The sequence below is a fragment of the Nitrospira sp. CMX1 genome, assembly GCF_054902215.1.
In genome coordinates this window covers 117,082-131,064 of the sequence record NZ_JBUBKD010000078.1, presented here as the reverse complement: position 1 = coordinate 131,064, position 13,983 = coordinate 117,082, and the positions used below count along the sequence as shown (strand labels likewise).

Annotated in this window: 10 protein-coding genes; all 10 read left to right on the top strand. The window is 58.0% G+C overall.

Annotated features, from left to right (window positions below; translation table 11 throughout):
* The first annotated feature begins 73 nt into the window (after nt 1-73).
* The 10 genes from ACYX34_RS20060 (at nt 74) to ACYX34_RS20015 (ending at nt 13,883) form a co-directional block, all read left to right on the top strand.
* Nucleotides 74-613, top strand: coding sequence for a ferritin-like domain-containing protein (locus tag ACYX34_RS20060; RefSeq protein WP_462078394.1), 540 nt, complete (start codon nt 74-76; stop codon nt 611-613).
* Nucleotides 614-806: 193 nt separating this feature from the next.
* Nucleotides 807-1,232: a DUF948 domain-containing protein gene (locus ACYX34_RS20055; RefSeq protein ID WP_462078354.1), complete on the top strand. Its 426-nt coding sequence runs from the start codon at nt 807-809 to the stop codon at nt 1,230-1,232.
* A complete protein-coding gene (locus ACYX34_RS20050; protein WP_462078353.1) occupies nt 1,222-1,542 on the top strand; it encodes a YtxH domain-containing protein in 321 nt (106 codons plus the stop codon). The genes ACYX34_RS20055 and ACYX34_RS20050 overlap by 11 nt, the downstream gene beginning before the upstream one ends.
* 121 nt (nt 1,543-1,663) lie before the next feature.
* Nucleotides 1,664-2,197: a hypothetical protein gene (locus ACYX34_RS20045; protein ID WP_462078352.1), complete on the top strand. Its 534-nt coding sequence runs from the start codon at nt 1,664-1,666 to the stop codon at nt 2,195-2,197.
* A gap of 680 nt (nt 2,198-2,877) precedes the next feature.
* Nucleotides 2,878-3,204, top strand: a complete 327-nt coding sequence (locus ACYX34_RS20040; protein ID WP_462078351.1) for a YtxH domain-containing protein — start codon at nt 2,878-2,880, stop codon at nt 3,202-3,204.
* A 60-nt stretch (nt 3,205-3,264) separates the two neighbouring features.
* A complete protein-coding gene (locus tag ACYX34_RS20035) occupies nt 3,265-3,441 on the top strand; it encodes a DUF3309 family protein (protein WP_462078350.1) in 177 nt (58 codons plus the stop codon).
* Nucleotides 3,442-3,621: 180 nt separating this feature from the next.
* A complete protein-coding gene (locus ACYX34_RS20030; RefSeq protein WP_462078349.1) occupies nt 3,622-3,807 on the top strand; it encodes a ComEA family DNA-binding protein in 186 nt (61 codons plus the stop codon).
* A 73-nt stretch (nt 3,808-3,880) separates the two neighbouring features.
* Complete coding sequence (locus ACYX34_RS20025; RefSeq protein WP_462078348.1) at nt 3,881-4,192, top strand: hypothetical protein; 312 nt, start codon at nt 3,881-3,883, stop codon at nt 4,190-4,192.
* A gap of 35 nt (nt 4,193-4,227) precedes the next feature.
* Nucleotides 4,228-4,914: an MlaC/ttg2D family ABC transporter substrate-binding protein gene (locus ACYX34_RS20020; RefSeq protein WP_462078347.1), complete on the top strand. Its 687-nt coding sequence runs from the start codon at nt 4,228-4,230 to the stop codon at nt 4,912-4,914.
* A 167-nt stretch (nt 4,915-5,081) separates the two neighbouring features.
* Nucleotides 5,082-13,883 carry a GH36-type glycosyl hydrolase domain-containing protein gene (locus ACYX34_RS20015; RefSeq protein WP_462078346.1) on the top strand — a complete coding sequence of 2,934 codons (8,802 nt, stop codon included), beginning with the start codon at nt 5,082-5,084 and terminating at the stop codon, nt 13,881-13,883.
* Nucleotides 13,884-13,983 lie beyond the last annotated feature (100 nt).

The following is a 13,983-nucleotide window of genomic DNA, read 5'->3' as shown; positions in this document are numbered from 1 at the left end:
GGTGAAAGCAACGACAACGATAACGGCGCAATCTGGATCAACGGCGTCCCACGCTCTCCGACAGGAAGGAAACATCAAAGAAGCCACCGGTCTGACCGATGTGAAGACGCTTCGGGCCCGAGCACGGCAAGGGATTGAAGACGGTGCCATGACAGCGGGCTACAAGGCCAAAGTGGGGACGGTGATCAGGCTGCTGAATGAAGCCCTTGCCACGGAACTCGTCTGCGTCCTGCGCTACAAGCGTCATTATTTCATGGCCAGCGGGATCAATTCTCTTGGCGTGAAGGCCGAGTTTCTCCAGCATGCCATTGAGGAACAGACCCATGCCGATCAATTGGCCGAACGCATCGTCCAACTTGGAGGGGAACCGAATCTCTCTCCTGAAGGGATGCTGAGTCGGAGCCATTCAGAATATGTCGAGGGAGATTCCTTGGTGGAGATGCTCACGGAAGACCTGGTTGCCGAACGGATCGCGATCGACAGTTATCGAGAAATGGTCACCTATGTCGGCACTGATGATCCCACGACTTGTAACCTCTTGGAGGGGATCCTCGCGCAAGAGGAAGAGCATGCAGAAGACCTGGCCAGCCTCCTGAAAAAGCTGGGCCCATAAGCGAGTGCTCGTGGTTGAGCTTGTGAATCGGCAAAGAAAGAGAGGGTACCATGGGGAAAGGGTTCATTCTTTGGCTGCTGGGCGTGCCGTTTACGTTGATTGTCGTCCTCTGGGTCTTTGGGGTCCTTCGATAAGACCGCTTGTGGAAGGTCTGCTCGTCTAGTGGGAGCCTGACGGAGGCAGGAGGAGTTGTATGATTGGCGAGATCGCCCTCTGTGTGGGGGCAGTGGCGTTTGTGGTGCTGGTCGGCTGGCTGATTCCACTGTTGATACAACTGAGGAAATCGGTGGCGGAATCAGAACAGCTATTAGCCCGTATGAACGCCGAGTTGCCGTTGCTGCTCAAGGAGATCCGGTCGGCGATGGAGAACATGAACTCGCTCATCGAACATGCGCGGGGTGGGGTCGAGCATGCGGCGGTGTTGCTGCATGCGGCAGGTGCGGTGGGTGACACCATCCAACGGGTCCAGGATACAGTACGCGGCAGGGGCCGGTCACTGCTGGTCAGGCTGGCCAGCATGGTGGCGGGGGTTAAAGCGACGACGGCCGTCGTCAAGGCACAGATTCACCGAGAAGGAGGGATGGTCAATGGAAAAGGAGGATTGCGCAATGTCAGATAATCGAGGGTGTTCATTGGGAGCGGTGGGATTGGCGTTTGTGACCGGAGGGTTGCTGGGAGCGGCGGCGGCGTTGTTGCTTGCACCGCAGTCTGGTCGTGAGTCGCAGAAGCAGTTGCGCGGGTATGCGCGACGAGCCGAAGAGGGCGTTCATGAGCTGGCCGACAAGGCCAGCGAGGTTGTCGACGAAGCCATAGACAAAGGACGCGAGTTCATCAAAGACAAGCAGGCAGTCATGACCGAGGCGGTCGAGACCGGTCGTGCTGCTATGTCAGCGGAGCTTAGGCGCCTGTCCAACGAAGTAAAGGGGTGAATACACCTGTCTAGCGACGCTAGCGCGCCCGTGAATCACATCAGAAAATCTAAACAAGGCGTTTCGACAGGAACTCCATACTTCAACCTTTCTAGGCTGCTCTTAACTGAAAGGAGATCGCATGCGAATCATTTCTTATTTTCTTTTTGTAATTGTTCTAGGTGGGTTCATGGCCACACTCAATGGTTCTTTCGCCTATGCGAAGACCGTTGAAGCCGGAGATTCCAGCTCGAGTTGGATCGGAACCGGCGAGTTCTTGGAACTTGGCAATGGGGAACAGGTCGTCAATGGAATTGTGAAAGGAGTCCTGATCTCTCGGCATAAAGACGGAGCCAAGTTGATTGTCCATTCCTCCAGACTGACGTGTCCGGTCCGTGTGAATCTCAACAGAAACAAAGATTATCAGGCAATCGAAGGCCTCTGCACGATCGTCGCGCATGAAGGCAAGGACGTCGGATATGCCCACTGGAAGTGTGTTGGAAATTTAAAGGAGTGTATGGGCGATTTTACGTTCACGGGCGGTGCAGGGGGGTTCAACGGAATGTCAGGAACCACTCCGTTTCAGACCAGTATTGTGTTCGAGTTGCAGGACGGGAAAAATGGTCAGGCGATTGGGTATGCGGTCTGGCCAAACTTAACGTATGCATTGCCCTAAGGTATCACTGTTGTGGTGGGTCCATTGTCCCGGCTGATTGAGCGAGAGGAGTCTTCATCAGGACAAGAGGGGTTTCCAAAAAAATGTACTCTATAGAAGGAACCGCTTAATCCGGTGACAGGACCGTCACGGAATCACTCTTCCCCACTGATTCCCGCTCGATCGCTCACCCAATCGAGCGGGCTCTCTGCTTACTTCAACTTTCGTATGGCCCGACGCATCTTGTCAGGACCGAGTCTGGCGAAGGTTGGGTGTTTGTGGGCGGCTGGTTGCTGGGGGCGGGGTTGCTTCTGGCATCGTATTGTGTTCGTCCGATCCTCCCCTGCGCCCAATGTCCAATAGGCTCCCCCAATTGAAATAGGTAGAGAGGGGGCCATTGATTCGATTCATTCTTCTGGAATTCTGCAACCTGAGCAAATGTGACCAGATCTCGTGGGTAGGTACCTGCTAGGTTAAATATCGGCGACCGGTCCGTGGTGTTCCGTGAAATGCGATCTAAGAAACAAGGGTCAGCGGGATAGGACCAGTTTGCTGGAGGCTACGGGCCATGCGATGTGGCGGGGATGGATATTGCTGGTCAACTTCGTCAGCAGGGCGGCTAGGTTTAGAGCCAGGAAGGCCGCCGTCAAGGCACAGATTTACGGAGAATGTGACGACCAATGCAAAAGGAGGATTGCTCAATGGCGGATAACAGAGGGTGCTCAATCGGGGTTGCGGGATTAGCATTCGTGACTGGAGGGTTGCTGGGAGCGGCGGCGGCGTTGTTGCTGGCACCGCAGTCTGGTCGTGAGTCGCAACGGCAGTTGCGCGGGTATGCGCGACGAGCCGAAGAGGGCGTTCATGAGCTGGCCGATCAGGCCGGCGAGGGTGTGGACCAGGCGTTGGACAAGGGGCGGGACTTCATCAACGACACGCGGACGATCTTGACCGAGGCGGTCGAGGCCGGGCGTACGGCCATGCATAGGGAGCATGAACGACTGTCTGGCAACAAGAATGCGTGTCAGTGAGGTGCTGTGGTGCAGGATGATTGAGTCTATGGCAAACGTGCGAACACAAGGAGAATCAAGATGAGTACTATTCTTATCGTCCTATTGGGTGTGGTGTGTGTTGGCGTCCTTCCGATCTGGCCGTACAGCGGCAGCTGGGGATATCTCCCTGGTGGCGCTCTCGGCTTCCTCTTCCTGGTTTTCGCTATTCTGACTCTGATGGGACGGACGGAGCGGGCGGCAACTGTCAAGCCGTAACGGGAGTGAGCACCCGTCGGTAGGTAGGTCGAACTTACTTCCGTACCGATGAGCAGTTCCATCAGGGTGTCGGATCGTCTTGAACGCTGGTATTAACGAAGGTTTTCGGCGAGGTGCATAGCCATACTCTCGACCTCGAGAGCGTGCATGGGGTCTATTTAAAAGATGGAGCATAGCATCATGGTCGATATTAATTCAGGGACCTTCGACCAGCTAAAGACTCTGGCTGGAATCGGAGGAACCTATGCCAAGCGGATTGTGGACAAACGACCCTATCAATGTGCGGATGAGCTTGTGATGAAGCAAGTTATTCCGCAAAGGAGCTACGACAGGATCAAGGAGCATATTATGACGAGGCCGAAATAATGCAAATGCGGACGCGACGAATCCGACAGTAGTCAGAGCAGAGGTAATCAGCATGGAACTACACAGGAGGGGAATGATGAAGAACAGATCTCGGACATCACTCATGATCATCACGGCGTTTATTATCGGATTTGGGATGGGGGGGCTGTCACTGCACTATGCTGCCGCCCAAGGGATATTTGGACTTTCGACGTCGGTGAGCCAGCTCGGTAATGCGTTGGTGGACATGCAGAAGAATGTCGACGACCTTCAAAAGAATATGGGCACGATCAAACAGGTCAAAGAGCAACTGAGCAGTCTGTCCCCGCAAGGTGGGGGCGCTCCGGGAGGGGACCTATTGAAAAAGGGTAGTGATTCATTGAAAGACATGAAACCAAAATTCTGAGTCCGCATGGTGTGGACACTTGAGGGAACCAACCTATGATCCAGAGATCCAACGGTACCGCTGCTACGAATGCAATCAGTTTTGAAACGTATCCCGGTATGAGCTGGTCGGTGAAGGCAGGCATGGTCGTGCTGCTGATGCTGCTAGGGGTGACCGTGGCCTCAGCCGAGCAGACTGCCACCGAAGCAGTACGAGGGACTATCGATGAGGTGATTCATATTCTCAACAGTGAGGAGCTGAACCAGCCGGGCCGCTCGGTTGAACGACGTCAGAAGATTGAACACGTCATCAGGGAGCGCGTCAACTACGAGGATATGGCCAAATGGGCCTTGGGTTGGTCCTGGATAGAACTGGGTGACCTTGAGCGGCGGGAGTTTGTTGCCCTCTTTGTCCAGTTACTCAGAGACACGGTTGCCGGTCGAATTGACAACTATGCCGACGAGCAGGTGCTCTACCTATCTGAACAGCATGAAGAGAATTGCGCTGAGGTCAGGACGAAGCTGTCTGGCCGGAAAATGGACACCCTCCTAGATTTTCGCTTAGCCGACAGGGACGGCCATTGGTATGTGTACGATGTGGTCATCGACGGCGTGGGCCTCGTGAGCAATTACCACGCGCAGTTTGCCAGCATTATCCGCGAGCATTCCTATGCAGGGTTGGTGACCAAGATGAAAGAGGTCACACTCGTGATGAAAGCGTTTGAAACAACGACGGATCCATAGGTCTGCCCTCAGAGGTGGTGAGGGGGCATGCAGACGGCCATCCGGAATTGCATGATTGAATCCCAGCTTGCCTCTCCTGGTTACAGTCGATGATCTCATGTTCAGTATGGTCGGTGCGGTTCAGCTTCTGAGTCAGCCGGGCGACTCCGGACTTGGTTGGTACGTTTATGAGTGCGATGTTCTCACCTCTTGCCAAGCGTGTGGAGCTGGAAGAACCGATTCGCGCCGAGCTCTTCGGTGTCGAGCGGCTCGAACAGCACGCTGCTAGTCTCGCGGCGGCACAGGTTGTCACCGCCGACGCACGCGTAGGCCGATTGCTCACGCCGCGAGTCCTTGATAATGGACGAGTTTTGGTGGCGTCGTATCAGGCCATCGCCCGTACTATTCTCGATGAGAAAACCATAACTCCAGCGGCCGAATGGTTCATCGATAATTTTCATATTGTCGACGAGCAACTGCGCGAGATCATCGATGATTTGCCTCCTGGGTACTACCGACAATTACCGAAACTTGCCTCGGGCCACTTAGAGAATTATCCACGGGTCTTTGGTGTGGCATGGGCGTTCGTGGCCCACACCGACAGTCGGTTTGATCCCGACATGCTCCGTCGCTTTGTGTCGGCGTATCAACGCGTACAACCGCTGACGATCGGTGAATTGTGGGCTGTGGCAATCTCGTTGCGTGTTGTGCTGGTGGAGAATCTTCGAAGGCTGGCCGAACGGATCTTTCATAGCAGGGAGGCCCGGTTGGAAGCCGATGAACTGGCGGATAGCCTGTTCGGGAGCGGAGCGTTGGCCGCACAGTCTCCGGCCAACGCGCTCCGTCGTTTTGAGAGCAAACCATTAGCCACTGCGTTTGCTGTGCAGCTGGTTCAGCGACTCCGTGACCTGGACCCCAAGGTGCGTCCGGTGTTGAGATGGCTCGATGAACGTTTGGCAGCGCAGGGCGCGACCGCCGACGACATGGTGCATGCCGAGCATCAGCAACAGGCCGCCATGAGCGTTACGGTCCGCAACATCATTACGAGCATGCGGTTGACGTCTGAATTCAACTGGGAGGAATTTTTTGAGAGCGTCAGTTTGGTCGACAAGATTTTGCGATGCGATTCCCGCTACGCTGAGATGGATTTTGTCACGCGAGACACGTACCGCCATGCGATCGAGGATCTGTCGCGCGGCACGGGTTTCTCAGAAATCGACGTGACCACACGTGTCATGGACCGTGCCAGGTTGGCTGGAGTAGAGCCACATGCGAATGAGCAAACGGAACGGGATCGGCACACGGATCCCGGCTATTACCTTATCTCTCAGGGTCGCCGGGCATTTGAACGTGAACTCGGCTACCGGGTGTCCTGGAAGCAGCGGCTGCTGCGTCGGTATGTCCAGGCGTCCGCACCGGGCTATCTGGGATCACTGACGGTTGGGACCGCCATGGTCTTGGCCTTACCGCTGTGGCATGCCTCCGAAGCGGGTATGACCGGCGCAGGCTTGGTGTGTCTCGGTGTCATTGCGCTCGTGCCGGCCTCGGACCTTGCCATGGCGCTCATCAATCGTACAGTCATGGCCATTCTCGGCCCGCGGTCATTGCCCCGTATGGCATTGCGGAACGGCATTCCCAAAGAATTGCGCACGATGGTGGTAGTCCCCACATTGCTGATGAGCCAGCAGGGCATCGACGAACAAGTCGAACGATTGGAAGTGCACTATCTCGCGAATGCGGATGATGACCTGCGCTTCGCTCTGCTCTCAGACTGGAGAGACGCCCAGAGCGAAAGCGTTCCAGATGACGACGAACTACTGGCAAGGGCTGTGGAGGGGATCGCACATCTGAACAAGCGGTACGGCGCCGCGGCCGGGGGCGGGTCGCGCTTTGTCCTGTTTCACCGCAGGCGAGTCTGGAACGAGTCCGAGCGCGTCTGGATGGGGTGGGAACGGAAACGTGGCAAACTGCATGAGTTGAATCAATTCCTGCGCGGCTCAACGAAGACGACGTTCATGTCCGTCGGTGGGCAGCCTCCTGAGTTGATTCCGTCGGTCCGGTTTGTCATCACACTGGACGCGGATACCAGGTTGCCGCGGGGAGCCGCGCACCGGTTAATCGGCACCATGGCTCACCCTCTGAACCGGCCACGGTTCGACCGTTTCGCCGGGTGCGTTGCAGAAGGGTATGGGGTTGTGCAGCCTAGGATTACCCCGTCGCTCCCGGGCAGCGGCGAGGGCTCGCATTTTCAACAGACGTTTTCCGGACCCGGCGGGATCGATCCCTACGCGTCGGCCGTGTCTGATGTGTACCAGGATTTATTTCGGGAAGGGTCTTACACAGGCAAGGGCATTTACGAGATCGACGCGTTCGAAGCGGCGATGGAGGGCAAGGTGCCCGACAATGCGATGCTCAGTCACGATCTTTTTGAAGGATTGTTCGCGCGTGCAGCTTTGGCGACCGACATCGAGCTGTTCGAAGCGTTTCCTGCCCACTATGAGGCGGCGGCAGCCAGGCAGCATCGATGGGCGCGCGGCGACTGGCAGTTGTTACCCTGGTTATTCGGGCGAGGGCATACCGGGTCTGAGCCGCATCGCGCGGTGGTGATTGCCGCTATCGGACGTTGGAAGATCCTCGACAACCTCCGCCGTACCCTGTCGGCTCCCGCGGCGTTTCTGACATTGATCGTCGGATGGCTGCTGCCGGAACAATCTGCCTGGGTCTGGTCTGGGTTTATTCTGACCACGATCGCGATTCCTTCGCTGTTGTCTTTCGTGATCGGACTCTATCCGCGCCGATCCGGGATTGCCTTGCGTACCCATTTTCGTGGAGCAGGCACCGACCTCAAATTGGCCGCGAGGCAGATCGTGTTGACCGTCACGTTCCTCGTGCATCAAGCATGGCTCATGACGGATGCTATTCTTCGTACTCTCGGTCGGCTCGTCTTCACGCATAAACGGATGTTGGAGTGGGTGACTGCGGCTCAAGCCGAGGATGCTTATACGTGCAATCTGACGGGGATGTATCGGCGCATGGCGGGCAGTGTGGCGCTCGCCGTCTCGGCAGCTGGTGGGGTGGCCATGTTGGGGGGCTATGAGTCCTGGGCTGCTGCGGCTCCGTTCCTGCTGCTCTGGATATCGGCCCCTGCCGTGGCACGGTGGGTCAGTTTGCCGCCTCGATTGACCGGGGCTGGACCGGTGTCTCCGGCCGATGCGCGGACGCTTCGATTGATTGCACGCCGGACCTGGCGGTTCTTCGAAACGTTCGTGTCGCCCGAGGACCATGCGCTGCCGCCTGATAACTTTCAAGAAGATCCGAAGCCCGTCGTCGCCCATCGCACGTCGCCGACCAACATCGGACTCTATCTGCTCTCAACCCTCGTCGCCCGTGACCTAGGATGGTTGGGAACCCTCGACGCCACCGAACGACTGGAAGCCACGTTGGCGACCATGAACCGTCTCGAGCTGTTTCGTGGGCATTTCTACAATTGGTACGACACACGTACCCTTCATCCGCTGGATCCGAAGTATGTGTCCTCCGTCGATAGTGGAAATCTCGCGGGACATTTGTTGGTCGTGGGGAATGGATGCCGCGAGCTGATTCAACGATCTTCCATCAACGGCGATTTATTTGCCGGGATCGATGATGCCATCCAATTGTTACGCGATGCGCTGGAGGAGATTCCAGATCAGCGACAGACCCACACGGTGACCAGGAAGCAGCTGAACCAAGCCGTCGATGTGCTGGCCATGGCGCTCTTGTCGAGACCGGTCGATCCCGCCGGCTGGACCGCCAGGTTCGGCAGGCTCACCGCCTTGTCTCATACGATCGCGGATATGGCTCAGGCGCTGGGACAGGAGCGCGGTGATGAGCCTGATGAGGAGTTGCGCACCTGGGCCGACGCGGTCCGGGCCTGCGTGGAAAGCCATGTCCGGGACGCGGAACTGTTGCTTCCATGGGTCCGCTTCAGTGCGAAAGACCAGGCGGCTATGTTCGACCATCCGTCGGGACCATCGCCGGAGTGGGCGGTGATCGAGCCGTTCTTCCATCCCGTTCCCACGTTGGCGTCTGCCCCTGAGCGGTTTGCGGATGCGCTCAGTGCGCTCGAGCACTTACGGGAACGCTTGCTCAGTCGTCCCTCACAGGATTGGGCCGCCTTGGCAAGAATCACCCTCCTGGCTGATGCCATCCGGCAAGCGGCTGCGGATATCACGGCCTTGGCCCGTCGTCTCACGGCCATCGTACAGAACGCGGAGCAGATGGTTCACGCCATGGACTTCACATTTCTCTTCGATCCGACACGCAAACTGTTGTCCATCGGCTATCGTGTGCCGGAGAACAGCTTGGATCCCAGTTGCTATGACTTGCTGGCGTCGGAAGCCAGGCTGGCGAGTTTTATCGCCATTGCCAAGGGCGATGTGCCGTCCGCGCATTGGTTTCACCTGGGCCGCGCCCTGACACCTGTGGGAGACGGTTCGGCACTTGTGTCCTGGTCGGGTTCCATCTTTGAATACCTCATGCCGGCGCTGGTGATGCGTTTCCCGGCAGGCAGCTTGCTGTCCCGGACCTATGAGCTGATCGTCCATCGGCAGATTCAATATGGGAGAGAGCGAGGCGTGCCCTGGGGTGTGTCGGAGTCGGCCTATAATGCGCGCGATCTCGACCTGACGTACCAGTATTCCAGTTTTGGTGTGCCGGGCCTGGGGCTCAAGCGAGGCCTCAGTGAGGATGTGGTCGTCGCGCCCTATGCCACAGCCCTCGCGGCGATGATCAATCCCATGGAAGCGGTGCAAGGATTTGGGCGCCTCGCCGAGGCTGGAGGGAGAGGAACCTACGGGTTCTATGAAGCGCTGGATTACACGGGGACGCGGGTACCAGAAGGAAAAGACGTGGCCGTCGTGCGGGCCTATATGTCGCATCATCAAGGCATGATGTTGGTCTCGCTCGCGAATGTCCTGAACAATGGAGTGATGCGGAACCGGTTTCATGCCGAGCCGATTGTCCGGGCTACCGAACTCCTGCTCCAGGAACGGACTCCGCGCGACGTGCCGGTGACACGCCCGCGCGCAGAAGAAGTCGCTGCCGCGGCGCAAGTCCGCGACCTCATCCCGCCGGTCGTGCGGCGATTTACCTCGCCGCATGAGGCAACTCCGCGGACGCATCTGCTGTCCAATGGGCAGTATGCGGTCATGCTGACCACGGCAGGCTCGGGGTACAGCCGGTGGCGGGATATTGCAGTGACACGCTGGCGCGAGGATGCGACGCGGGATTGCTGGGGGTCGTATATTTTCCTGCGTGATATCCAAACTGGGTCTGTCTGGTCGGCCGGGTATCAGCCCATTGGCATCGATGCCGACGACTATGAGGTGTCCTTTACCGAGGAACGGGTCGAAATTGTCCGGCGGGATGGCGACTGGAACACTACGCTTGAGGTCGTGGTGTCGTCTGAGGATGATGCCGAAGTGCGGCGCATCTCCGTGACCAATATGGGAAGCAGCGCGCGCGAGCTACAAGTGACTTCCTATGCCGAGCTGTCTCTGGCTCCACAGGCCGCCGATGTAGCCCATCCGGCTTTTGGAAATCTGTTCGTGCAAACGGAATTCGTGCCGGAGGTCGGCGCGTTACTCGCCACGCGTCGCAGGCGGTCGGATGAAGAAACGACGGTGTGGGTGGCCCAGGTGGTAGTGGTCGAAGGAGACACCGTGGGCTCTCTGCAATATGAAACGGATCGCACCCGATTTCTCGGACGAGGACACCATGTCCGTACGGCGGTCTCGATGGTCGGTGGGCGGCCGCTCTCGAATACCGTCGGATCCGTGCTCGATCCGGTGATGAGCTTGCGCCGTACGGTGTGGGTGCCTGCAGGCGGGACTGTACGCCTGGTGTTTTCGACCCTTGTCGGTCCAGCCCGCGATCACGTGTTGGAATTGGCCGACAAGTACAGCGACCCGAGAGTCTTTGAGCGTGCCCTGTCGCTGGCCTGCACGCAAGTGCGAGTGCAACTCCATCACCTCGGTATCGAGACAGATGAGGCCCAACTGTTCCAGCAACTGGCCAATGCCGTGCTGTATTCCGATGCCTCGCTGCGGCCGTCTTCCGAAACGCTGAGCCAGAGTACGGTAGACCGTACGGCACTGTGGGCGCATGGCATCTCAGGCGATCTGCCCATCGTGTTGGCCTGCATCGACAAAGCGGACGATGTCGACATCGTCCGGCAATTGCTCCGAGCGCATGAATACTGGCGTATGAGACAATTATCGACCGACGTCATCATCCTGAATGAGAAGGCCTCGTCGTATGAGCAGGGGTTGCAAGGCTCGTTGGAAGGGCTTGTGCGCGGCAGCCGGCTGCGCCTCTGCCCGGATGCCGGCGGGGCGCGAGGCAGTATTTATCTTCTGCGGACCGATCTGCTCTCAGAGCAGGATCGGTTGCTGCTGCAGCAGGTCGCCCGGGTGGTCCTGCTCGGCCGGCGCGGCACGCTGGTGGAGCAGGTGACTCGCTTACAGCGCAGGAGCCGTGCGGTGTCGAGAAATGTTTCTCCACCGCGCGTGGGCCGACGGTTGGATGTGCCGTTGGTTGAGCGAGAGCTTGAATTCTTCAACGGCTTGGGCGGCTTCGCAGACGATGGACGCGAATATGTCACGATTCTCGGCGAAGGACTGCGGACGCCACGACCCTGGGTCAACGTCATCGCGAACCCGTCGTTCGGGTTCCTGGTATCGGAGTCTGGCTCCGGGTTTACCTGGTCATTGAACAGTCACGAGAATCAACTGACGCCCTGGTCGAACGATCCGGTATCTGATCCGTCGGGTGAGGTGCTGTATATTCACGATGATGACTCCGGAGAGGTCTGGAGCCCAACGGCACTGCCGATTCGTGACGATCCGGCACCCTATGTCGCCTGTCATGGACAGGGTTATAGCCGTTTCCACCATGGTTCGCACGGTGTTCTGGCCGAATTGTTGCAATTTGTGCCGCTTGAAGATCCGATCAAGATCTCTCGATTGACGCTGCAAAATATGTCCGGCCGCTCTCGGCGTCTTACAGTCACGGCCTATGTGGAGTGGGTGCTTGGGAGCTCCCGCAGTGAGTCGGCACCGTACATTGTCACGGAGATCGATCCGGGGACCGGGGCGCTTTTTGCACGCAGTATGCTAGGCGGCGAGTTCGCTGGACGCATCGCCTTTACTGATCTTGCCGGAACCCAGACATCGTGGACCGGTGATCGCAGGGAGTTTCTTGGCCGTAATGGGACTTTCGAGCAACCCCTGGCGTTGGAAACTGGAGGTGCATTATCCGGAAAGGTCGGAGCGGGTCTCGACCCTTGTGGGGCCCTTCAACTGTCGATTGAGTTGAAAGCAGGCGAACGCGCCGAAATCGTGTGGTTTCTTGGTCAGGCAGCGGGGAGTGACCAGGCGCGTCTCCTGCTGAACCGCTACCGTGCGGCGGACGTGGACACGCTCTTGCGTGAGGTTACCTGCCGATGGGATGACCTCTTGGGTGTCGTACAGGTCCATACGCCGGAGCGTGCGATGGATATCTTCTTGAATCGGTGGGTGCTGTATCAAACGCTGGTGTGTCGCGTCTGGGCACGTGCGGCGTTCTATCAATTGAGCGGAGCCTATGGGTTTCGCGATCAACTTCAAGATGTCATGGCTCTGAGCGTGGCGGCACGCGATATCACGCGCGAGCATTTGCTGCGGGCGGCCGCGCGGCAGTTTATCGAGGGCGACGTCCAGCATTGGTGGCATCCTCCGTCCGGGCGAGGTGTGCGGACCAGGATTTCCGACGATCTGCTCTGGTTGCCGTATGCGGTGATCCAATTTCTTGAAGTGACCGGCGATATGACTGTGCTGGACGAAATGGTGCCCTTTCTAGAAGGCCCAGCTTTGGCTGAGGGGCAACATGAATCCTATTTTGAACCACGTGTGTCGCAGACGAGCGCCACACTCTTTGAACATTGTGCGCGTGCGTTGGACCGGAGCCTCACTGTCGGAAGTCATGGCCTTCCGCTCATGGGTACCGGAGACTGGAATGACGGGATGAACCGTGTTGGTCAGGAGGGCAGGGGGGAAAGTGTCTGGCTCGGCTGGTTTCTGCACACGGTGCTCTGGGAGTTCGCCAAGGTGGCGGTTCAGCGCGGTGAGCGTGCTCGTGCCGAAACGTGGCGGCTCCATGTAAGTGCGCTGAAGGCTGCGATCGAGCGGGATGGGTGGGACGGAGAATGGTACCGCCGTGCGTACTTCGATGATGGGACGCCACTCGGTTCCGCTGCAGACTCGGAATGCCGCATCGATTCAATTGCTCAGTCCTGGGGAGTGATTAGCGGCGCTGCTGATCCGGATCGTGGGGCACGTGCTATGGCCGCGGTGGACCGACATCTTGTGAACCGGCGGGACAGGCTGATCCGTCTGTTGACGCCACCCTTTGATCAGATGCCGAGGGATCCCGGCTATATCAAAGGCTATGTCCCTGGCGTACGAGAAAACGGGGGACAATACACTCACGCAGCAGTCTGGACCGTGCTGGCCTTCGCGGCGTTGGGTGAGGGGGACAAGGCTGGTGAGTTGTTCCGCATGTTGAACCCTGTTCATCGGATCTCCTCTCGAGCGAGCGTCCAGCGCTACAAAGTCGAGCCCTACGTCATCGCCGGCGACGTGTATGCCGAGCCACCGCACGTTGGACGCGGGGGATGGACCTGGTACAGCGGCGCGGCGGGTTGGCTCTATCGGGCCGGGACGGAGTGGATGCTCGGTTTCCGCTTGCGCGGCGCGACGCTCTCCATCGATCCTTGTATTCCGCGTCACTGGCCGGGGTACTCCATTCGTTTCCGGTATCATGCCGCAATCTATGACATTACGGTGGACAATCCAGGCCATGTGAGTCGCGGTGTGACGCTGACGGAGCTGGATGGCACTGCGTTGCCTGCCCATACGAATATCCCGCTCGTTGTGGACGGCCAGCACCATATTCGCATCCTGCTCGGATGATTCAGAGGAAGGAACCGTGATTCGTCGTTGTGGCGATATTCCTCCATCCACGTTCTTTCTGATGGGGTGTTTCATCCCAAGTCTAACTGATCAAAACATA

Bases quoted from the DNA above. Each gene is read 5' to 3' on its own strand.
- ACYX34_RS20040 (WP_462078351.1), top strand. From the start codon at position 2,878: ATGGCGGATAACAGAGGGTGCTCAATCGGGGTTGCGGGATTAGCATTC.
- ACYX34_RS20045 (WP_462078352.1), top strand. From the start codon at position 1,664: ATGCGAATCATTTCTTATTTTCTTTTTGTAATTGTTCTAGGTGGGTTC.
- ACYX34_RS20015 (WP_462078346.1), top strand. From the start codon at position 5,082: ATGAGTGCGATGTTCTCACCTCTTGCCAAGCGTGTGGAGCTGGAAGAA.
- ACYX34_RS20050 (WP_462078353.1), top strand. From the start codon at position 1,222: ATGTCAGATAATCGAGGGTGTTCATTGGGAGCGGTGGGATTGGCGTTT.
- ACYX34_RS20035 (WP_462078350.1), top strand. From the start codon at position 3,265: ATGAGTACTATTCTTATCGTCCTATTGGGTGTGGTGTGTGTTGGCGTC.
- ACYX34_RS20030 (WP_462078349.1), top strand. From the start codon at position 3,622: ATGGTCGATATTAATTCAGGGACCTTCGACCAGCTAAAGACTCTGGCT.
- ACYX34_RS20025 (WP_462078348.1), top strand. From the start codon at position 3,881: ATGATGAAGAACAGATCTCGGACATCACTCATGATCATCACGGCGTTT.
- ACYX34_RS20020 (WP_462078347.1), top strand. From the start codon at position 4,228: ATGATCCAGAGATCCAACGGTACCGCTGCTACGAATGCAATCAGTTTT.
- ACYX34_RS20055 (WP_462078354.1), top strand. From the start codon at position 807: ATGATTGGCGAGATCGCCCTCTGTGTGGGGGCAGTGGCGTTTGTGGTG.